This is a genomic window from Dactylosporangium salmoneum, assembly GCF_039532525.1.
Taxonomy (GTDB): Bacteria; Actinomycetota; Actinomycetes; order Mycobacteriales; family Micromonosporaceae; genus Dactylosporangium; species Dactylosporangium salmoneum.
Genome location: NZ_BAAARV010000078.1, coordinates 80,148 through 102,073, shown reverse-complemented (window position 1 = coordinate 102,073; position 21,926 = coordinate 80,148). Strand labels below are relative to the sequence as shown.

At 69.3% G+C, this 21,926-nt stretch carries 13 protein-coding genes; 9 read left to right on the top strand and 4 right to left on the bottom strand.

Going from position 1 to position 21,926, the window contains the following annotated elements; all coding sequences use genetic code 11:
* Positions 1 to 90: 90 nt before the first annotated feature.
* The 4 genes from ABD352_RS58030 (at position 91) to ABD352_RS39795 (ending at position 8,047) form a co-directional block, all read left to right on the top strand.
* Entirely contained in the window at positions 91 to 246 is a 156-nt protein-coding gene (locus tag ABD352_RS58030; protein WP_486303854.1) for a DUF8108 domain-containing protein, read from the top strand.
* A 162-nt stretch (positions 247 to 408) separates the two neighbouring features.
* The gene (locus ABD352_RS39805; RefSeq protein WP_344617757.1) at positions 409 to 1,035 is read left to right on the top strand and encodes a hypothetical protein; all 627 of its coding nucleotides are present in this window, start codon (positions 409 to 411) and stop codon (positions 1,033 to 1,035) included.
* Complete coding sequence (locus tag ABD352_RS39800; protein WP_344617756.1) at positions 1,032 to 3,107, top strand: SPFH domain-containing protein; 2,076 nt, start codon at positions 1,032 to 1,034, stop codon at positions 3,105 to 3,107. The genes ABD352_RS39805 and ABD352_RS39800 overlap by 4 nt, the downstream gene beginning before the upstream one ends.
* Positions 3,104 to 8,047: a DNA repair ATPase gene (locus tag ABD352_RS39795; protein WP_344617755.1), complete on the top strand. Its 4,944-nt coding sequence runs from the start codon at positions 3,104 to 3,106 to the stop codon at positions 8,045 to 8,047. Before ABD352_RS39800 ends, ABD352_RS39795 begins: the two co-directional genes overlap by 4 nt.
* A gap of 71 nt (positions 8,048 to 8,118) precedes the next feature.
* Here ABD352_RS39795 and ABD352_RS39790 read toward each other — a convergent pair whose 3' ends face one another.
* Complete coding sequence (locus ABD352_RS39790; protein ID WP_344617754.1) at positions 8,119 to 8,829, bottom strand: TetR/AcrR family transcriptional regulator; 711 nt, start codon at positions 8,827 to 8,829, stop codon at positions 8,119 to 8,121.
* A gap of 50 nt (positions 8,830 to 8,879) precedes the next feature.
* On the opposite strand from ABD352_RS39790, the gene ABD352_RS39785 reads away from it, so the two are divergent.
* From ABD352_RS39785 to ABD352_RS39775, 3 genes are all read left to right on the top strand, one after another.
* Positions 8,880 to 9,770, top strand: coding sequence for an NmrA family NAD(P)-binding protein (locus tag ABD352_RS39785; protein ID WP_344617753.1), 891 nt, complete (start codon positions 8,880 to 8,882; stop codon positions 9,768 to 9,770).
* A gap of 109 nt (positions 9,771 to 9,879) precedes the next feature.
* Entirely contained in the window at positions 9,880 to 13,050 is a 3,171-nt protein-coding gene (locus tag ABD352_RS39780) for a PQQ-dependent sugar dehydrogenase (protein WP_344617752.1), read from the top strand.
* 149 nt (positions 13,051 to 13,199) lie between these two features.
* Positions 13,200 to 16,124, top strand: coding sequence for a S8 family serine peptidase (locus tag ABD352_RS39775; RefSeq protein WP_344617751.1), 2,925 nt, complete (start codon positions 13,200 to 13,202; stop codon positions 16,122 to 16,124).
* 47 nt (positions 16,125 to 16,171) lie between these two features.
* Here ABD352_RS39775 and ABD352_RS39770 read toward each other — a convergent pair whose 3' ends face one another.
* Positions 16,172 to 16,696, bottom strand: a complete 525-nt coding sequence (locus tag ABD352_RS39770; protein ID WP_344617750.1) for a DUF6221 family protein — start codon at positions 16,694 to 16,696, stop codon at positions 16,172 to 16,174.
* 312 nt (positions 16,697 to 17,008) lie between these two features.
* Here ABD352_RS39770 and ABD352_RS39765 point away from each other — a divergent pair, with 312 nt between their 5' ends.
* On the top strand, positions 17,009 to 20,104 hold the full coding sequence (locus ABD352_RS39765) for a DUF3427 domain-containing protein (protein ID WP_344617749.1): 3,096 nt from the start codon (positions 17,009 to 17,011) through the stop codon (positions 20,102 to 20,104).
* 13 nt (positions 20,105 to 20,117) lie between these two features.
* Complete coding sequence (locus ABD352_RS39760; protein WP_344617748.1) at positions 20,118 to 20,585, top strand: tetratricopeptide repeat protein; 468 nt, start codon at positions 20,118 to 20,120, stop codon at positions 20,583 to 20,585.
* On the opposite strand, the gene ABD352_RS39755 is transcribed toward ABD352_RS39760, so the two are convergent.
* Positions 20,573 to 21,253: a DUF899 family protein gene (locus tag ABD352_RS39755; RefSeq protein WP_344617814.1), complete on the bottom strand. Its 681-nt coding sequence runs from the start codon at positions 21,251 to 21,253 to the stop codon at positions 20,573 to 20,575. The genes ABD352_RS39760 and ABD352_RS39755 overlap by 13 nt on opposite strands.
* A 41-nt stretch (positions 21,254 to 21,294) precedes the next feature.
* Positions 21,295 to 21,926 (bottom strand): fibronectin type III domain-containing protein (locus ABD352_RS39750; protein WP_344617747.1); only part of this gene is annotated, 632 nt, incomplete at its 5' end.

The following is a 21,926-nucleotide window of genomic DNA, read 5'->3' as shown; positions in this document are numbered from 1 at the left end:
CCGCAGGCCTACGCGCCCCAGCCGCACCCTTCGCGGCCGCCGGCGGGCTGGTACGGCGCCGCTGCGCAGCAGCTCCCGCCCCAGATCATCGTGAACAACACCGCCACGGCGGTGGTCGGGGGACCGGGCCGGCGCCGGCGCCAATCGGCGGCCGTGCACGTGGTGCTGTTCTTCTGTACCGCCGGTCTCGGCAACATTGCCTACGCCATGTACATCTCGCGGTGGAATCGCCGGCACGGTTTCTAGCGGCCGGCAGCGTGTTCTGACGGCGGAAGTCCGGGTCGCGTCAGCCGGCGCAACCCGGACTTTTCGTACTCCCGAAAACGTGTCCCGGGCGGCGCGGGCGAGTGGGTCTTGACCACACCTGTCACTATCTTGACTGAGCGAGTGAGGGGATGAAGCGGGGCGATGGGTGAATTTCTCAATGCGGTTCTCGAGTTCCCTACCGTCCTGTTCACCTCTCTGCTCGTCGTTGTCATCGCGTACTGGCTGGTCGTCCTCTTCGGCGGCGCCGACGCCGACTCGCTCGATGCCGACGTCGTCGACGGTGACGTGGCAGGTGGCTTCGGCGGCTTCCTGGGCAGCGTCGGCCTGGGCGGAGTGCCGGCCACGGTAGGGCTGTCCGTGCTCGTGCTGGTCGCCTGGTTCGTCAGCCTGGCCGGCTCGACCGTCGTCGACGGCGCGTTGCTGAGCGTCGTCCTGCTGGCGGTCGCCCTCGTCGTCGCGTGGCTGGTGGCCCGGGTGCTCGTGGTACCGCTGCGGCGGCTCTTCCCGGCGACGAGCGGCGACTCCCGCACCGCGTTCGTCGGGCGCACGTGCGTGATCCGCACCGGCACCGTCACCGAGACGTTCGGCCAGGCCGAGGTCACCGCCGCCGACGGCTCCAGCGCGATCGTTCAGGTTCGCCAGACCGGCACCGACACCTTCACCGCAGGCAGCACGGCGGTGATCTACGAATACGACCCGGACGGCGAGTTCTTCTGGGTCGTTCCCGCACCTACTGATCCCACCCCCGGACAGAGGGAGCTCTCATGACCGTCATCACCACAGGCTTCCTCGTCGTGCTCGGCGTGGCCGTGCTCATCGCCGTGGGTGTGCTGTTCGCCGTCACCCGGCTGTTCCGCAAGATCGAGCAGGGCAAGGCGCTGATCATCTCCAAGGTCCGCACGGTCGACGTCACGTTCACCGGCGCCGTCGTCCTGCCCGTCCTGCACAAGGCCGAGGTCATGGACATCTCGGTGAAGACGATCGAGATCGCACGGACCAGCCGGGAAGGGCTGATCTGCCGCGACAACATTCGCGCCGACATCCGGATCACGTTCTTCGTGCGGGTCAACAAGACCGCCGAGGACGTCATCAAGGTCGCCCAGGCGATCGGCACGGCCCGGGCCAGCGACCAGGACACGCTGCAGGAGCTGTTCAACGCGAAGTTCTCCGAGGCGCTCAAGACCGTGGGCAAGCAGCTGGACTTCGTCGACCTGTACACCAAGCGCGACGAGTTCCGCGACCAGATCATCCGGGTGATCGGCACCGACCTGAACGGCTACAGCCTGGAGGACGCCGCGATCGACTTCCTCGAGCAGACGCCGCTGAGCCACCTCGACAGCGCCAACATCCTCGACGCGCAGGGCATCCGGAAGATCACCGAGCTGACCGCGATCGAGCACGTGCGGACCAACGAGTTCCGGCGCAACGAGGAGAAGGAGATCAAGCGCCAGGACGTCGACGCCCGCGAGGCGGTCCTGGAGCTGGAGCGGCGTCAGGCCGAGGCGGAGATCAAGCAGGAGCGGGAGGTCGCCACCATGCGGGCGCGCGAGGAGGCGGAGACCGCCCGGGTCCGCGCCGAGGAGCGGCTCAAGTCGTCGACCGCCGAGATCCGCACCGACGAGCAGGTCGGCGTCCAGCACGAGAACAAGCGGCGGGAGATCGCCGTCGCCGAGAAGAACCGCGAGCGGGTCATCGCGATCGAGTCGGAGCGCATCGAGAAGGACCGCATGCTCGAGGTCATCTCCCGCCAGCGGGAGACCGAGCTGAGCACGATCGCCAAGGACAAAGAGGTCGAGGGGGAGAAGCGGGCCATCGCGGAGGTGGTCCGGGAGCGGATCGCGGTCGAGCGCACCGTCGCCGAGCAGGAGGAGCAGATCAAGCGGCTCCGCGTCGTCGAGGAGGCCGAGCGCACCCGCCAGGCCGTCGTCATCCAGGCCGAGGCCGAGGCGCAGGAGAACTTGGTCAAGGACATCAAGGCGGCCGAGGCGGCGGAGGCGGCCGCCAAGTTCAAGGCCCGCGAGGAGCTGGTGCTCGCCGAGGCCCGGCAGCAGACCGCCGAGCTGGAGGCCCGCGCCAAGATCCGCCTGGCCGAGGGCGTGCAGGCCGAGGCGGCCGCGGCCGGCCTCGCCGACGTGCAGGTCCGCGAGCGCAACGCCGAGGCGATCGAGAAGGTCGGCCGGGCCGAGGCGGCCGTCGAGCGCGAGAAGGCGGTCGCGAACGCGGAGACGATCGAGAAGGCGGGCCTCGCCGAGGCCGCCGTCGAGCGGGAGAAGGGCGTCGCCCACGCCGACGCGCTGCGCGACAAGCTCAAGGGCGAGGCCGAGGGCCTCAAGGAGAAGGCCGCCGCGCTCGCCGCGATGGACGAGGCGACCCGCGGGCACGAGGAGTACCGCCTGCGCCTGGAGATGGAGAAGGAGGTCCGCCTCGCCGGCATCGACGTGCACCGGCAGGTCGCCGAACAGCAGGCGGTCGTCCTGGCCGCCGGCCTGGAGAAGGCGAACATCGACATCGTCGGTGGCGACAGCGTCTTCTTCGACAAGCTGCTCGGCTCGATCAGCCTGGGCAAGAGCATCGACGGCTTCGTCCAGCACTCCGACGTCGTGCAGGCCGTCGGCGCCTCCTACCTCAACGGCCACGGCGACCTGGCCGGCGACCTCGGGCGGCTGCTCGGCTCGATGAGCACCGCCGACGTCTCCAACCTGACGCTGTCCGCCTTCCTGGTCCAGCAGATCCAGCGGGGCGGCCCCGACCGGGACAAGCTGCGCGAGCTGCTCGACGCGGCCCGCGAGCTCGGCATCGCCGAGAGGCCGGTCGCGGCGCTGGCGGCGGCCAACCGGTGACCGTCGAGACGGCGGCGCCCGCCGCGGCGAGCCTGGACGCCGGCACCTACGAGGTGCTGCGCGACCGGCTCGCCGCGCAGGCGGCCGAGCTGACCCGCCGGGCCGAGGCCCTCAACACGCGGCGGACCGAGGTGTTCGGCGGCACCGAGCTGCGCCTGCTCGGCACCGAGCGCATCCGTACCGAGCACAACTGCGTCCCGCGCGACATCGTGTCCGTCGGCGGGCTGATGCTGTTCGGGTACAACGTGTTCCTCGGCCTCAAGCCGGAGACGACCGTCGACGACGTGTTCTCGCTGCACCGGTTCAGCCGCGACGGCGACGCGTTCCGGTTCGACAAGCCGTCCTCGGACGACCTGCCCGGCCTGCTGCGCGATCCGCAGCTGCGGCGCGACTTCGGCGAGGTGTACAAGTACTATCGCGACACCCGGCTGCTGCAGCTGCGCCGGCTCGACGGGAAGCTCCTCGCCGTCTTCCAGACCGGTCCCCGTACCGACGACATCAAGGTGCTGCGCTGGGCCGTGGACACGGACGGTGCGGTGTCCTATGTGGACAACCGTGGCGAACGCGACCACGTGTTCCCGCCGTCGCACGACTTCGAGTGGATCCCGGTCGGCCGGGAGCACCACGTCCTCGGCCGGCACCCGCACATCTCCATCGAGGACGTGGTGTTCGTCGAGACCGTCGGCGGTGACCTCACCGTCAAGGTCGAGAACAACACCGAGACGGGCGAGGGCATCTACCGCGAGCCGGTCGACGAGCCGCTGCAGAGTCTCGCCGACGCCGATGTCAGCTACGCCCGCATCGGTCCGCTCGTGCTGTTGCGCATCCGGCCGTACAAGGAAACGGCCTTCAGGTTTTTGGTCTTCAACACCCGCACCCGGGGGGTCGTCCGGCTCGACGGGATCGGCCAGGGCTGCCAGCGCCTGCCGGAGGACCAGGGCCTGATCTTCCCGGGCGGCTACTACCTGGCCACCGGCGTCGCGCGGACGTTCGATACCGACGTGGCCGAGCTCGAGTACGAGCGCGTCATCCGGTCGACCAACGGCGAGGACGTGCTCTACGTCTTCCACGCCCGCGCCGAGGGGCGGTCGCTGCTGCTGCCCTACAACGTCATCCGCAAGGCGGTCGAGAACCCACTCGTCTGCCACGGGTACTCCTTGTTCGACGACGGGACGCTGGTCGTCTTCCGGGCCATGTCCGAGGAGCCGACCCGGGTCCACACCATGCAGGTGTGGCAGACGCCGTACCTGTCCGACACCTACGCCGCGGCACAGCCCGCCGGGACCGGGCCGCTGGACCGGGTGGGCAACGCCGATCTGGTCCGCGGCATCTCCGACTCCCTGTCGGTGGCCCGCATGGTCGCCGAGATGAGCCCGTCCGCGACGGTCTTCGAGGCGATCATCGCCGCGTGCGTCCGCACGTTCGACCACTACCACTGGCTCGGCGAGCCGGAGCTGGGCGACCTGGGCGGTCCGCTCGCCGAGCTGCGCAACACCGCCGAGCAGGTCCTGGCCGAGTTCGAGAGGGTGCAGGCGCTCACCGAGCAGGCGGCCACCGCCCTCGGCGAGGCCGCCGCGGGGATCGAGTCGCTCGTCCGCCGCTCCCAGGGCGAGGCGCCGGTGGACACCGACGCCTGGGTGCGCCGCCTCGCCGACCTCCGCCGCGCGCAGGGCTCCCTGGCCCCGCTGCGCGAGCTGCGCTACGTCGACACCGACCGGATCGCTGCCCTGCAGACCCGGCTCGACGAGGAGCTCGTCTCGGCCGCCAAGCGGGCGGTGACGTTCCTCCAACGCGACGACGCCTTCGCCGGCTACCACGCCGGCGTGGAGCGCCTGGTCGCCGACGCCGAGGCCGTCCGTACCGTGGCCGAGGCCGCGCCGGTCGGCGAGCGGCTGGCCGCGCAGGCCGACGAGCTGCAGATCGTCACGGAGGTGGTCGGCTCGCTCGAGATCACCGACGCGACCGTCCGCGTCGGCATCCTGGACCGGATCAGCGAGGTCCTCGGCGGCGTCAACCGCGCCCGGGCAGTCCTCGACGCCCGCCGCCGCGAGCTGCTCGCCGTCGAAGGCCGGGCCGAGTTCGCCGCCGAGTTCGCCCTGCTGGGCCAGGCGGTCGTCGGTGCGCTCGCGGTCGCCGACACACCCGCGCGCTGCGACGAGCAGCTGGGACGGCTGATGCTCCAGCTGGAGAACCTCGAGTCCCGGTTCGGCGAGTTCGACGACTTCCTCGCCCAGCTCGGCGACAAGCGCACCGACGTCTACGAGGCGTTCTCCTCCCGCAAGCAGGCGCTGCTCGACGAGCGCTCCCGCCGCGCCGACCGGCTGGTCGAGTCCGCGGCGCGGATCCTCGGCAGCATCGAGCGCCGGGTCGCCACGATGACCTCGCCCGACGACGTCAACACGTACTTCGCGGCCGACCCGATGGTCGCGAAGCTGCGCGGCGTCGCGGGCGAGCTGCGCGAGCTGGGCGACCAGGTCCGCGCCGAGGAGCTGGAGGGCCGGGTCAAGACGGCCCGGCTCGAGGCCGGCCGGATGCTGCGCGACCGGCTCGACCTGTTCGGCGGTTCGGCCGACGTCATCCGCCTCGGCCGGCACCAGTTCGCCGTCAACACCCAGGCGATCGACCTCACGCTCGTCCCGCACGGCGATGAGCTGGCGTTCACCGTGACCGCGACCGACTACCGCGCGCCGGTCGACGACCCGGTGATCACCGCCGCCCGTCCCTTCTGGGGACAGCTGCTCGTGTCCGAGGCGCCTGATGTGTACCGCGCCGAGCACCTCGCCTGCCTGATGCTTGACGACGCCGGGGCCGGTGTGGACGACCTCCACAAGGCCGCCGCCACCGACGGTGGCCTCCGCGACCTCGTACGGCGCGTCGCCGAGAGCCGTTACGCCGAGGGGTACGAGCGCGGCGTGCACGACCACGACGCGACCCTGATCCTCGACGCGCTGCTGCGGCTGCGCGCCGACGCCGGACTGCTGCGCTACCAGGCGGCGGACCGGGCGGCGGCGCAACTGTTCTGGACGTTCGGCGCCGACGACGAGGCCAAGGTGGCCTGGACCCGGCGGGCACAGTCGCTGGCTCGGGCCCGGGCCGCGTTCGGCCCGTCCGACGCGGTGACGCAGCTGTGCGCCGAACTGCAGGCGGCGGTCGGTGCACCCGGGCTCGCCGGGGAGTACCTGTTCGAGGAGCTGAGCAGCGCGCCGGCCGGGTTCGTCACCAGCGCCGGGGCGCGGACGTTGCTCGACCGGTTCTGGCGCACCCTCGGCGCTCCCGCCGCCCGGGAGGTCGAGGAGGACCTGCGCGCGCTCGACGGCGATCTCGACGCCCGGCGTCAGCTCGTCCACGCGTGGCTGTCGTCCTTCGCCGGGAACGCCGGCTTCGCCGCGAGCACTGCCGCTCTGGACTTCGCCGCGAACACTGCCGCTCTGGACTTCGTCGCGAACACTGCCGCTCTGGACTTCGTCGCGAACACTGCCGATCTTGACGAGGCGGTGGCCATCGTGCTCTGCGGGGCCGGCCTGCCCCGCTACGAGTCGTCCGCCCCGCTCACCGCGACCGTCGAGGGCCTGCTCGGCACCCATCCGCGGATCGTCGGCCGCCGGATGGAGGTGCGCCTCGACGAGATGCTCGCCCGCACCCGCCGGTTCCGTCTCGAGCGGGTGCCGGCCTTCCGCGAGTACCAGCGGCACCGCAACGAGCTGGCCGCCCGCGAGCGGGACCGGCTGCGGCTCGACGAGTACAAGCCGAAGGTGATGAGCGCGTTCGTGCGCAACCGGCTGCTCGACGAGGTGTACCTGCCCCTCATCGGCGACAACCTGGCCCGCCAGCTGGAGGGCGCGGGTCTGCTCCTGCTCATCTCGCCGCCCGGCTACGGCAAGACGACGCTCATGGAGTATGTCGCCAACCGCCTGGGCCTGGTGTTCGTCAAGGTGAACGGCCCGTCGCTCGGGCACCTGGTCACGTCGGTCGACCCGGCGGAGGCGCCGAACCTGACTGCCCGCCAGGAGGTCGAAAAGATCAACTTTGCGCTCGAGATGGGCAACAACGTCCTGCTGTACCTCGACGACATCCAGCACACCTCGCCGGAGCTGCTGCAGAAGTTCATCTCCCTGTGCGACGCCCAGCGCCGCATGGAGGGCGTCTGGAACGGCCGGACCCGCACGTACGACCTGCGCGGCAAGCGGTTCGCCGTGTGCATGGCCGGCAACCCGTACACCGAGTCGGGGCAGCGCTTCCGCATCCCGGACATGCTGGCGAACCGCGCCGACGTGTGGAACCTCGGCGACGTGCTGACCGGCAAGGACGAGCTGTTCGCGCTCAGCTACATCGAGAACGCGCTGACCTCCAACGCCGTGCTCGCCCCGCTGTCCACCCGCGACCGCGGCGACGTCGAGCTGCTGGTCCGGCTGGCCCGCGGCGACGACTCCGTGCGACCGGACCAGCTCGCCTATCCGTACTCGGCGGTCGAGGTGGACCAGATGCTGTCCGTGCTCCGCAAGCTGCTGCGGGTGCAGGAGGTCGTGCTGGCGAACAACCGCGCATACATCGCCTCCGCGGCGCAGGCCGACGCGTCCCGCACCGAGCCGCCGTTCCTGCTGCAGGGCTCATACCGCAACATGAACAAGCTCGCCGGGCGGGTCGTGCCGGTCATGAACGACGCCGAGCTGGAGGCCGTCATCGACGACCACTACGTCGGCGAGGCGCAGACGCTCACCGCGGGCGCCGAGGCGAACCTGCTCAAGCTGGCCGAGCTCCGCGGCCGGCTGACGCCCGCGCAGGCCGAGCGATGGGCCGAGGTCAAGGCCGCGTATCTGCGGGCGCGGGCGCTCGGCGGCGCCGAGGACGACCCGATGAGCCGAGCGGTCGGCGCGGTCGGCCTGCTCGCGGACCGGGTGGGCGCGGTAGAGGCGGCGATCAACCGCGCCGCAAGCACGTGACTCACGTGGCGCCATCGTCACGGGCTACCGCACCGTGACGCCCCGCACCGGGCGGCCGTGCCGTCGCGGGGCTATGCCGAGAGGCGACGGCGGCGGGCGCGTTGGCGGCAGGCCGGTCCGCAGTAGCTGGGCGGCCGGCCGGTGGCGTTGACGCGCATCCGCGCCCCGCATTCGAGGCAGTGCGCCGTTTCGTGACGCCGGCCCGAGGGCTTGTCACGAAACTCGGCCTCTTTCGTGAGCAGGCCCTCCAGCAGCAGCCGCACCAGGCGCAAGCCGCGGGCGCGGCTGCGGTGGGCCGCGCGCATGGCCGCCCCGCCGGCGATGAGGGCGTTCAGATCGTCGGCCTGCACGTCGGCCCGTACCGCACCGCTGCGCTTCGCGGCCAGCAGCAGACGGTCCAGGGCCTGGCCGAACTGCTGCGCGGCGGCGGTGATCGTGGCGCGTGGCCAGCTCTTGTCGGCGGTGATCCCGTCGCAGACCCGCACACGCCCGGCCGACAGGTCGATCGCCTCGACCAGAAAGCCGAGCAGGGCATCACCGGGCGCGGCGCGGGCGGCCCAGCGGTCCGCGGCGCGCGCCAGGCCGAGGATGTGCTCGGCGAGCACCGCCTCGACGAGGATCTCCTTGCTGGGGAAGTGCCGGTAGACGGTGCCTGCGCCGACCCCGGCCCGTTGCGCGATCCGGGTCAGCGGTACCTCGAGCCCCTCTTCCGCGAAGATGCGCATCGCCGTGCGCAGCACCACCTGCCGGTTGCGAAGGGCATCCGTGCGGACCGCGGTCATGTCACGAAATCCTTGTCGACGAGGCGGAACCGGGTGGATCGTTCCGGTTCATGTCAGTATCACGCACGATCCTCGTCACCGGAGCCACGGGCAAGCAGGGCGGCGTCACCGCCCGACGGCTGCTGAACCTGGGCTGGCCGGTCAGGGCCCTGGTCCGGGAGGAAACCGCCCCGGCCGCCGCCGCGCTGGCCGCCGCCGGCGCGCAAATCGTCCGGGGTGACTTCGACGACCCGGCGAGCCTGGCAACCGCGCTCGACGGCGCCGCCGCGGTGTTCGCCATCCCGCCCACCACGTTCGAGCGCGACCTGGAGGTGGCCCGCGGCCGGGCACTGATCGATGCGGCTGCCGCGGCCGGGGTCGAGCAGGTGGTGTTCAGTACCGTCGCGTCGTCCTCGACGCGGAGACAGTCCGCCGAGGGGAAGGCGCTGATCGAGCGGTACCTGCACGACCGGATCGAGTTCGCCACCGTGCTGCGCCCGGTGCGGTTCATGACCAACTACATCGGCACCGGGGCGCACGGCGTCGACGGGATCTCGCAGGGTGTGCACCGGCACCTGTTCGCGCCGCACGAGCCGATGCAGGTCATCGCGCTGGAGGACGTCGCCGACTTCGCGGCCCTCGCCTTCGGGGATCCGGCCCGTTTCGCCGGGCGGACCCTGGAACTGGCCGGCGACGAGCCGACTCCGACGGAGGCCGCCGCCGCCATCAGCGAGGCCACGGGCGTACTCGTCCGCTACGAACAGCTGACCGACGACGAGGCGGCCGCGCTCGGCCCGATGTTCACCGAAACCCTGCAACGATGGCGGACCGGCGGCAGCTGGCACGCCGACATCGAGGCGCTGCGCGTCATCCATCCGGGGCTTCGAACGTTCGCCGACTGGCTGGCCGAATCGGGCGGCGCCGCCATCCGCGCCCGCCTCACATCCACCTCACCTGTGTGAATCCCTGGGTGAGAAGTCGACGGTTGCACATGCGGCAGTAATCGCGACCGACCATCGTGGACTCGATTTCGGGGGCTTTCGGGAGAATCTCTTGTTGCGTCGTGCTGCGATGATCGCGCTCAGCGCGGTCCTTCTGTCGATGATTGTCGGTGCCAAGCCGGTTGCCGCGGAGACTCCGCCGCCGGACAGCGCGTTCCAGAAGGTGCCGATCGACACCAGCACCTCCAATCCGATGATGCTCGACATCGCCCCGGACGGCCGGGTGTTCTATGTGGACCGTCTCGGTGACGTCCGGGTCATCCGCCCCGGCGGCGGCACCGTGCTCTCGGCGCACCTCGACGTGTTCACCGCGAACGAGAGCGGCCTGCTGAGCATCGCGCTCGACCCTGGCTTCGCCGAGAACCATTGGGTGTACCTCTACTACTCGCCCAACGCCGCGAGCGTCGACCGGCTGAGCCGGTTCACGGTCAACGGCGACAGCGTCGACCTGGGCAGCGAGAAGGTCGTCCTCGACGTGCCCGTCCAGCGCGCCGAGTGCTGCCACCACGGCGCGGGCCTGGCCATCGACAAGACCAGCGGCAACCTCTGGCTGTCCACAGGGGACAACACGAATCCGTTCGACTCCGACGGATACGCGCCGATCGACCAGCGGCCCGGCCGAGCGAACTTCGACGCGGAGCGCTCGGCCGGCAACACGAACAGCCTGTCGGGCAAGGTGTTGCGCATCCACCCGGAGGCCGACGGCACCTACACGATCCCGGCCGGCAACCTCTTCCCGCCCGGCACTGCGAAGACCCGCCCCGAGATCTACATGATGGGTGAGCGCAATCCGTTCCGGCTGGGCCTCGACCCGAAGACCGGCTACGCGATGGTCGCCAACTACGGGCCCGACGCCGACACCGCCAACCCGGCGCGAGGTCCCGAGAACACCGTCGAGTGGGACATTCTGAGCACACCGAGGAATGGGGGCTGGCCGTTCTGCATCGGCGCCAACCAGCCCTATGTCGCTTACAACTTCGCCGACGGTACGTCGGGTGCCCCGTTCGACTGCGCCGGCGGCCCGACGAACTCCTCGCCCAACAACACCGGCCTGACGAAGCTCCCGCCGGCGATCCCGGCGACCGTCTACTACCACTACGCGGCCGACCCGGCGCACTTTCCGCAGCTGTCCGGCGGCGCGCCGATGGCCGGCCCGGTGTACCGCTACGACCCGAACCTCAACTCGGACCGCAAGTGGCCGCAGTACTTCGACGGCCGCGCGCTGTTCGCCGACTGGGGCACGGGCCAGATGTACACGTTCCAGCTCACCGCCGACGGCAAGGGCGTCGCGTCGATCGACCCGCTGCTGAGCTCGCTGAGCTTCCTCAAGCCGATGGACTTCAAGTTCGGCCCGGACGGCGCGCTGTACCTCATCGAATGGGGCTCCGGCTACGGCGGCGACAACACCGACTCCGGCATCTACCGCATCGACTACCTCAACGGCGGCGCATCGCCCGTCGCGCACGCCTCCGCGGACCGGACCAACGGCCACGCGCCGCTGACCGTCAACTTCTCCAGCGCCGGCTCGTCCACGCCGGCCGGCGGGCTCACCTACCAGTGGACGTTCGGCGACGGCGGTACCTCGACCGCGCCGAACCCCAGTCACACGTACACCACCAACGGCAACTACACGGCGGTGCTCACGGTCCGCAATTCCGGTAATAGAACCAGTTCCTCCAGCGTCGCGATCACGGTCGGTAACACCGCGCCGACGGTCACCCTGACCGCGCCGCCCGACGGCGGGTTCTTCCAATGGGGCGACCGGGTCAACTTCTCCGTGACGGTGACCGACCCGGAAGACGGGAGCATCAACTGCGCCGACGTCAAGGTGCAGGCGATCCTCGGCCACGACACGCACGGTCACCCCCTCGACACCTACACGGGCTGCACCGGCACGGTGACCACGACCCTGTCGAACGGACACTCGGAGGACGACAACACCTTCTACGTGCTCGAGGCCTCGTACACCGACAAGGGCGGCCCCGGCGGCGCGGCCCCGCTCACGACGCGCAGCCAGGTGATCCTGCAGCCGAAGCACAAGAACGCCGAGTTCTTCTCCAGCACCGGCCGTACCGCGACCGGCAAGGGCAACGACAGCCCCGGCGTCACCGTCGAACCCGGCTCGGACAGCGAGGGCGGCGGCGCCGACATCGGGTACATCCAGGACGGCGACTGGTGGAGCATCGCGCCCGCGTCGCTGGCGAACATCAACCAGATCCGGCTGCGCGCGTCCTCGGCGTCCGCCGGCGGCGTCGCGGAGGTCCGCTGGAACTCCCCGACGGGCACGCTGCTCGGCTCGGCCACCATCCCCGGTACGGGCGGCTGGCAGACCTACACCGACGTCACCGTCAACCTGTCCAACCCTCCGGCGGGCAGCGGCAAGCTGTACTTCGTCGCCCGCAACCCGGCGGGCACGGCCGGACCCCTGTTCAACGTCAACTGGATGGACTTCGCCGGCCCGGCCGACCGGGTGGTCAGCCTGCGGGCCCACGTGAACAACCGGTACGTGACCGCGGAGGACGGCGGCGGCAGCCCGCTCATCGCGAACCGTTCCGCGGTCGGGTCGTGGGAGCAGTTCGACGTCGTCGACCAGGGTGACGGCTACGTGGCCCTGCGTGCGCACGCCAACAACCAGTACGTGACCGCCGAGAACGGCGGCGACAGCCCGCTCATCGCCAACCGTTCCGCGGTCGGACCGTGGGAGAAGTTCCAGATCGTCCACAACGCCGACGGCAGCGTCTCGCTCAAGGCCAATGCCAATGGTCAGTACGTCACCGCCGCCAACGTCGGAACGGCACCGCTGATCGCCAACCGCCCGACCATCGGCTCCTGGGAGGAGTTCGACCTGAACACCCAGGTGGTCAGCCTGCGCGCCCACGTGAACAACCGGTACGTGACCGCGGAGGACGGCGGCGGCAGCCCGCTGATCGCGAACCGTTCCGCGGTCGGGTCGTGGGAGCAGTTCGACGTCGTCGACCTGGGCGACGGCTACGTGGCGCTGCGCGCCCATGCCAACAACCAGTACGTGACCGCGGAGAACGGCGGCGACAGCCCGCTGATCGCGAACCGTTCCGCGGTCGGGCCGTGGGAGAGGTTCCAGGTCGTCCGAAACGCCGACGGCAGCGTTTCTTTCAAAGCCAATGCCAATGGTCTGTACGTCACCGCCGCGAACGTCGGAACGGCACCGCTGATCGCCAGTCGCCCGACCATTGGCTCCTGGGAGGAATTTGACGTTGTGTAAGAAGCGGATCGCCCCCGTCGAGCGTTACTCGAATTGCCGAGCCTGCAGTCCTAGGGTTTTGGCGAGGGTGGGTCTATGGACAGCAATGGTCTCCTTGGCGATGATGCCGACGTACCCCGACCTGGGCATCGCCCGCTGAGGAGAGCCACATGTCCTTCAGTTCGCGCAAAGGATGGCGGCGAGCGCGTTTCGCCGCGATACCGATCGTCGTCATTGCCGGCAGTATCGCCGTCACGACCACATCCGAAGCGGCATCAGCGCCAAACAATGCAAACGGCTACACGGACGGCCGCTACATTGTCACATTCGCCGATGATCCCGTCGGGACGTACGACGGCTATGACCCCGGATTCAAGGCCACCAAGCCGAAGGCGGGCAACAAACTCGATCCCGACGCCGCGGAGGTCAAGGCCTGGCGCGGGCATCTGACGGCCAAGCACGACGCCGCGCTGACCAAGGCCGGCGCTGCCAAGATCTACGACTACACGATCACGAACAACGGCGTCGCCGCCGATCTCACCAAGGCGCAGGCGGCCGCGCTCGCGAAGACCCCCGGGGTCATCGGGCTCGAGCGCGACCAGGTGTCGCAGCTCGACACCACGGCCTCTCCGGAGTTCCTCGGCCTCAACGCCGCCGGAGGCGTGTGGTCCCAGGCGGGCGGTCAGGCCAACGCCGGCGCCGGCATCGTCGTGGGCGTCATCGACAGCGGCATCTGGCCCGAGAACCCCTCGTTCGCCAACCAGAAGATCAACCCGCGGCCGAAGAACTGGCACGGCGCGTGCGTCGCCGGCGAGAACTTCCCGGTGTCGCTGTGCGGGAACAAGCTGGTCGGGGCGCGGTACTACGTCCAGGGCTTCGGCAAGCAGAACGTCGCCAAAGAGGACTACCTGTCGCCGCGCGACGGCTCCGGCCACGGTTCGCACACGTCCTCGACGGCCGCCGGCAACGCCGGGGTCACGGTGACCATCGACGGTAAGCAGATCGGCACCGCGTCGGGCATGGCCCCGGCGGCCTCCATCTCGATGTACAAGGTGTGCTGGGAGGGCAAGCCGGGCGTTGCGACCGGCTGCTACAACTCCGACAGCGTCGCCGCGATCAACGACGCCGTCATCGACGGTGTCGACGTGCTCAACTACTCCATCGGCGGCACGTCCGAGTCGTCGGTGCTCGACTCGGTGGCGCAGGCCTTCCGGGCGGCGTCCAACGCCGGCGTCTTCGTGGCCAACTCGGCCGGCAACAACGGCCCTGGGGTGAGCACCCTGGACCACCCCGCGCCGTGGGTCACCACGGTCGCCGCCGCCACCTTCCGCAAGGCGTACCGGACGGTCCAGCTCGGCAACGGGGCGCGGTACGTGGGCGCCTCGACCACCCCGGCGCTGACCACGCCCGCGCCGCTGATCAGCTCGTTGAGCGCGAAGCTGGCCGCCGCGGCCGACAACGAGGCCAAGCTCTGCTTCGACGGCACGCTCGACCCGGCCAAGGTGGCCGGCAAGATCGTGATCTGTGACCGGGGCGTCAACGACCGCATCGCCAAGAGCTTCGAGGTCAAGTGGGCCGGCGGCGTCGGCATGGTACTGGTCAACACCAGCCCGAACTCGCTCAACGGCGACTACCACCCGATCCCCTCGGTCCACCTGAACAACGTCGACGGCGCCGCCGTCAAGGCGTACGCGGACACGGCGGGCGCGACCGCGAGCATCGTGGACCTGACCCCGGCGGAGCTCGCCTCGGCCCCGGACGTCCCCGAGATCACCGACTTCTCCTCGCGGGGACCGTCGACGACCACGGGTGGCGACATCCTCAAGCCCGACATCGCCGCCCCCGGCAACGACGTCGTCGCCGCGGTGGCGCCGCCGAGCAACCACGGCCGCAACTGGGACTTCTACTCGGGCACCTCGATGTCCTCGCCGCACATCGCGGGCATCGGCGCGCTCATGAAGCAGCTGCACCCGGACTGGCTGCCGTCCGAGATCAAGTCCGCGATGATGACGTCGGCGGTCGACACCAAGACCACGAAGAGCCCGTTCGCCCAGGGCGCCGGCTTCGTGAACCCGAACGGCGCGGCCGACCCCGGCCTGGTGTACCCGGCGACCGCGAACGACTACCGCAGCTACATGGTCAGCCTCGGCGTACAGTTCGCGCCGCCGTTCGACACCCTGCCGCCGGTCTCCGGCACCGACCTGAACCAGGCCTCGATCGCGGTCGGCGGCCTGGCCGGCGTCCAGTCGGTGAAGCGCACGGTGCGCAACGTCGGCTCGACCACGACCACCTACACCGCCACGGCGAACGTCCCCGGCTTCACCACCACGGTGTCGCCGTCCAGCTTCACGCTGGCCCCGAACGCGACGCAGACCTTCACCGTCACGTTCGCCCGCACCACGGCCCCGCTGGGCGCGTACGCGACCGGCAGCCTGACGTGGTCGGACGCGACCCACAGCGTGCGGAGCCCCATCGCGCTCCGTCCGGTAGCGGTGAAGGCCCCGAGCGACGTGGCCGCGGCGGCCTCGGCGGCCGGGTCCAAGACCTTCTCCGTCACGCCGGGCTCCACGGCGCCGACGCTGGGCACGTCCGTCGCCGGGATGGTCGGCGTAACGCCGGTCGCCGACAGCGTCGCGGCCGGCCCGTTCGACACCGCCAACCCCGTCGCCGGCACCGCCACGAAGGTGTACCACGTGACGGTCCCGAGCGGCACGAAGGCGGCCCGGTTCGACCTCGTCTCGAATGACAAGACGGCCGACCTGGACATGTTCGTCTACCGCTCCGGCACGCTGGTGGCCCTTTCGGCCTCCGGCTCCGCCGACGAGCGGGTCACGATGAACGCCCCGATCCCGGGCACGTACGACATCTACATCAACGGCTTCGCGACCCCGGGTGGCTCAACCTCGTTCGGCATCAGCAACTGGGTGGTGCCGAACACCAACGCGGGCAACCTGAGCGTCAGCGACGGCCCCGTCACCGCCGGCACCCCGGTGACCCTGACCGCGACCTGGGCGGGCCTCGACCCGGCCAAGCGGTACTTCGGCGCGATCTCTTACGCCGGCGCCTCCAACGTCACCTACATCGCCGTGGGCTGACCTCGGTAGGCACAGGGGGGCCCGGCAGCTTCGGCTGCCGGGCCCTTTCATATCGCCCACTCGGGATAGTCGGGATGGTCCGACCAAACCGATGCGTCGTTGCGAAGCTCCCGGCATGGAGCGGGCTCGGCACAGGTCCGGCACCAGTTCGGCTGGCGCGGCTCGTCGTCCTGCACCAGTACCTCTATCGTCTTGCCGTCCTCGCGCCGGTACACCTCGTGGTGCTGGCCGTACTCGACATGACCGCTGGCATAGTCCGGCTTGTGCCGCTCGAGCCGCCGGCGCTTGGCCGCCACCTCGCGAACCACCCTCGCGGGATCGTGACGGGTGATGTGGATGTGCTGGTCGCGAGTGCCAGGGACGACCGCGACCAGCTCACCGCCCCCGTCGTGCGTCTGCGACGGGCCGACGATGCCGGCGCCGTCGAACGCTTGGATCTCCCGCCAGCCGCCGGGCTGGTCCGGTTTGACGCGCCACACCTGCGGCTCGTAGGCGCCCGCCGAGATGATGCTGGCGAGCGACTCGTCCTCGGCAAGCCGCGCCTCGATGAACGCCACCAGGTCCTGGGTCATACCTTCGATTCTGCTCAGACAGCGCCGCCCGCGATGGTCGACCGGAATCGGTCCCACCCGGCGCGCTCACCCAGGTGGCCCCCGCGTCGCGGCGCATTGCGGCTGTCAGGATTGCATCTTGGTGTGGCGTGTGTCCGTTTGGAGCATTGCGTTTAGCTGATCGCCCAGGCCCGGAAAATCGTCGAGGAGCAGCAGCGGCAGCTGGGCCGCAGTGCACAGTAGGCCCAACGCGGCGCAGAAAAAGTTCGGCGCCCATTCTGTACTCGTGATGTCGCGCAGTAGCAGCGGCGGATCATGAGGCAAACTGACGCGATGTCTGACGAGTTGCCGGCAGGGCTCTACGAGATTGTCGTAACGAAGGCTCTCGAAGACCGGCTCGCAAGCGTCGACCAGGGGCTCATCAAACGACAGGCCCTGCGGTCAGCCGACGCCGCTGATCGGATTGCGCTGCTGCTCGCTCGGCAGGTCGAGCAAGCGCTCGACGCCGTGCCTGAAGCCGACCGCGTTGCGATCGGCGTCGAAGTGGCGCAGCGTCTGCTCGAAACGCTCGGCACGGAGCTGCCGAAGACGAAGCCGGCGCTCGAATCGCCGCTCGCGCCGGGCGAGGTATTGAGCGCCGTCGGCGACCGGCGGCCCGACGGCACCGTTCGCCACGCGGGGCGGCCGCTCATTCCGCTGCTGGATACGACGCTGCTGACGAACGCGCCCGGCGAACCCAGGGTCGGAAGCCAGGTACTTACCGAGATCGAGTCGGCCGACGCCATCGACCTGGTCATGGCGTTCATCCGCACGAGCGGTCTCCGACCGATCATCGGTGCGCTTCGGGAGCACTGCGCACGGGGAAGACGGCTGCGCGTACTGACGACCACGTACACCGGCTCGACCGAAGGCAAGGCGCTTGACCTGCTGGCGGATCTCGGCGCCGACGTTCGGATCTCCTACGACTTAACTACCACCCGCCTCCACGCCAAGGCCTGGCTGTTTCATCGGCGTACGGCGTTCAATACGGCCTACGTCGGATCATCCAACCTCACACACTCCGCCCAGGTGGACGGCCTGGAGTGGAACGTCAGAGTCTCGGCCGCCCGCAACCCTGACGTGGTCAAGAAGATCGAGGCGGTCTTCGAGAGCTACTGGCAAAGCGGCGACTTCGTCCCGTACGTCAAGGCGGACTTCGAGCAGGCGCTCGATCGGTCACGCCGATCCGATGGACGAACCGTTTCCGTTCTGAGTCCGCTTGAGGTCCGCCTCGAGCCGTTCCAGGAACGGATGCTTGAGCTGATCGAGCTCTCCCGGGCGAGGGGCCACCACCGCAATCTGCTCGTGTCGGCGACCGGTACCGGTAAGACCGTGATGGCCGCGGTCGACTACGCGCTTCTGCGCCGGACGTTGTCTCGGGCGCGGCTGTTGTTCGTCGCGCATCGCGAACAGATCCTGGACCAGAGCCTGGCGATGTTCCGCCATGTGATGCGCGACTACACCTTCGGCGAGAAGTGGGTCGGAGGCGTGCGCCCGACCGCGTTCGAGCACGTCTTTGCCTCTATCCAGACGCTGACGGCCGCCAACCGGCAATACCTCGCCGCGGACCACTTCGACGTCATCGTCATCGACGAGTTCCACCACGCCGCCGCGCCGTCGTACCGCGCCATCATGGAAGAGCTGACGCCGCGTGAACTGCTCGGCCTGACCGCGACACCGGAGCGCGCCGACGGCCTGCCAATCCTGCACTGGTTCGACGAGCGCATTGCTGCGGAGCTACGCCTCTGGGATGCCATCGAACAGCATCGTCTGGCGCCGTTCGCCTACTACGGTATCCACGACGGCGTCGACCTGAGCGAGGTCCCGTGGCGTCGCGGACGCGGCTACGACGAGGCCGCGCTGACCAATGTCTACACCAGCGATATGGCCTGGGTCCGCTTCGTTTACCAGCAACTCGAACAGCACGTCACGGATCTCTCGACGATCCGATGCCTGGGATTCTGCGTGAGCGTCGCCCACGCCCGCTTCATGGCTGAACAGTTCCAGAGGCTCGGCGTGGCCGCGGTAGCGGTCTGGGGCGAGACGCCGGACTCGGAGCGCACCGCCGCGATCCGCGACCTGGCCGACGGCAGGGTTCAGGTCATCTTTTCCGTCGAGCTGTTCAACGAGGGCGTGGACGTGCCGAGCGTCGATACCCTGCTCATGCTGCGACCGACCGAGAGCGCCACGCTGTTTCTCCAACAACTGGGTCGGGGCCTACGGATCGCGAAGGGCAAGAGCGTCTGCACGGTCCTGGACTTTGTTGGTACCCACCGTCGGGAATTTCGCTTCGATCTGCGGTACCGCGCGTTGCTCGGCGGAACCCGCAGTGACCTCGAACGAGCCGTCGATGAGGGCTTTCCATTCCTGCCGGCCGGTTGCCATATGGAGCTCGACCGGGTGGCGCGCGAGGTCGTGTTGCGCAGCATCCGCGAGGCCATTCCGTCACGCTGGCCGACGAAAGTGGCCGAGCTCCGAGCGCTGGCGCAACACCAGCCTGAGGTAACCATGGCGAAGTACCTCGCCGAAACGGGCCTCGAGGTTGCCGATATCTACGCCGGCAACCGAGGCTGGTCAGCGTTGCGGGAGGCCGCTGGCCTGCCCGTGGCGTCCACCGGGCCGCATGAGCAAGCCCTCCGTCGCGGGATCGGCCGCATGCTGCACGTCGATGACCGCCAGCGCGTCGACGGGTACCGCTCGCTGCTGCAACACCCAAACCCGCCCCGGGTCGGCGCCATGAGCGACGTCGAACAGCGCTTGGCGCGAATGCTCGTCGCCAACATTGCCGATCAGGTGGTCACGAGAGAAACCCCGCTCCAGTCCGCGGTCGACCTTCTCTGGTCACATCCGCAGATGATCGTCGAACTGCGCGACTTGCTCGACGTCCTTGGCGAGGCCCCACGTCATCTCCAGCATCAGGCACTGCCCGACATTCCGCTGCAAGTCCACAGTCAGTACACCCGCATCGAAATCCTTGCAGCGGTAGGCGAGGGCAACGGAACCAAGACGCCCCAATGGCGCGAGGGCGTGTACGACGCGAAGGCAGCCGGTGCCGACGTATTCGTCTTCACCCTCGACAAGACGAGCGGCGACTTCTCGCCGACCACCCGCTACCGCGACTATGCGATCAGCCGCGACCTCATCCATTGGGAGAGCCAGTCCACCACATCCGCCGACAGCCCGACCGGCCAGCGGTACCGCAATCATGTGGCGATGGGACGCTCGATCCTGTTGTTCGCCCGGACCCGAGCGGACGACCGGGCATTCTGGTTCCTTGGCCCAGCCACCTACGTGCAGCACGAGGGTGATCGACCGATGGCCGTGACGTGGAAGCTCACGACGCCGCTGTCAGGAGACCTGTTCGCCGCATTCGCCGCTGCTGTTGCATAGTTTGGAGGTTCCTGTGTCGCAGCCAGACGCGATCATGGTTCGGATCGGCGAAGGCATCGCCCTGAGTCAGCGCGGTGAGCGCGACGCTGCGCGCAAGCTGCTCACGGCGCTGTGGGATGAGATTGGCCCTGATGGGGACCCGTTGCACCTTTGCGCGTTGGCGCACCATCTGGCCGACCTTCAAGACGACGTCCACGAGGAGTTGGTGTGGGACCTGCGCGCCCTCGAGGCCGCGAACTCCGTGACGGAGGAGCGGGCGCAGGAGGCAGGGGTTGTCGGCTCAGTACGTGGCTTCTATCCGTCGCTGCACCTGAACCTCGGTGAGGTCTACCGGAAGCTCGGAGACCTCGACCGTGCGCGCGAACACTTGGAGCAGGGACGAGCCGCGGCGGGCTTCCTCGCCGACGACGGGTACGGAAGCATGATCAGGGGCGGGCTTGATCGTTTGGCCGACCGGCTGAACGCGCCTCAGGGCTCGTAGCGCAGCTCGGGGTACCACTCGCCCCGCCCCGCCGGCGTCAGGTCGAGCAGGTGCCATACCGGGCTTTGCAGGTCCACGCCGCGCTCGCGAATGTCGGCCGACATCCACGGATGGCCCGTGTAGAAATGCCGTATTGTCCCGTCGGCGTCCTGCGTGAAGACCGAGATGGTCGAGTCCTGGGCTCCCGCTTCGTCCTCGCTGGCCAGGTCGTACTTGAACGTGCCGCCGCCCGCGCTGAGCAGCCGGAGCCGATTCCACCCTCGAGCCCTGGCGTGGGACCGCAATGTCGGTACGTCGGCCGCGGCCACGACTACGAAGTCGGCGTTCTGGGACACATGGTCGACCACGGAGTTGAACCCGTCGATCCACATCGTGCACATCGGGCAGGGCGAGTGCTGGGCCTTGCCGTACATGAAGTGATAGACGATCAAAGGCCGATCGGTCCCGCTGAACAGCTCGCTCAGCCTGACCTGGCGGACCGGCTCATCGCCGGCTGCCAGATCGGCCGGGCCTTCCTCGAAGACATAGTCGTCGATCACTGTTCCTTGCGGCAGCCCGCGGCGCAACTCGGCCACTCGCTCGCGCTGGCGCATCAGGTCGATCTCGGCCAGCCGCAGCTCCTCACGAGCGGCGCGGTACTCCGTCGACTCGTTCGCCAACCGGGTCATCTTCACAGTCACACTCCACCTCCACGATGTCAGGACGGGCGCTAGCGCGCCGGGGGCGTGACCGCGGCGACCATGGCCGAGCGCGGTGAGCGCTTGCCGAGCAGGTTCTGGGCATACACGGCATAGGTGTACTCCGTCGAGCCCTTCAGGCCTTTGAGGATCACGTCGGGGCGGGTGGTCGTCGTGACCGGTGTCTCGGCCGCGCCGTTGACGGCCATCACCTGGTACGTCGTGCCGCCGATCCGGTCCGGACGGCGCTGCCAGGCAAGTCGGACGCTGTTCGAGGTCACGGCCGTGACGGTCAGCCCCTGCGGGGCGTGGCTCTTGGGGTCGACGGCACCGGCCATGCTGTTGCGGAACACCGTCGCCTCTCGCGTGTCCGTGTCGAGACCGTTGGGGCCGTCGATGAACCGCCGTCCCCAGGCCGTGCGGCTGTTGCCGTCGAAGTTGTTCACCAGGTCCAGGTAGCTGAACTGCTTGTCGTTGCCGCTCCAGGACCAGCCGAGGTAGCCGAGGTGCTGTGCCTGCGCGTCGGCCATGATGGCGTCCTCGTCCGGCTTGCCCCACTGGTGCTGGCTGGAGAACTCGCCGATGAGAATCGGCAGGTGGCGCTTGGTGAATGAGGTCAGATAGCTGTTGACCTTCGCCGCGGTGTTGAACATGCCGTACATGT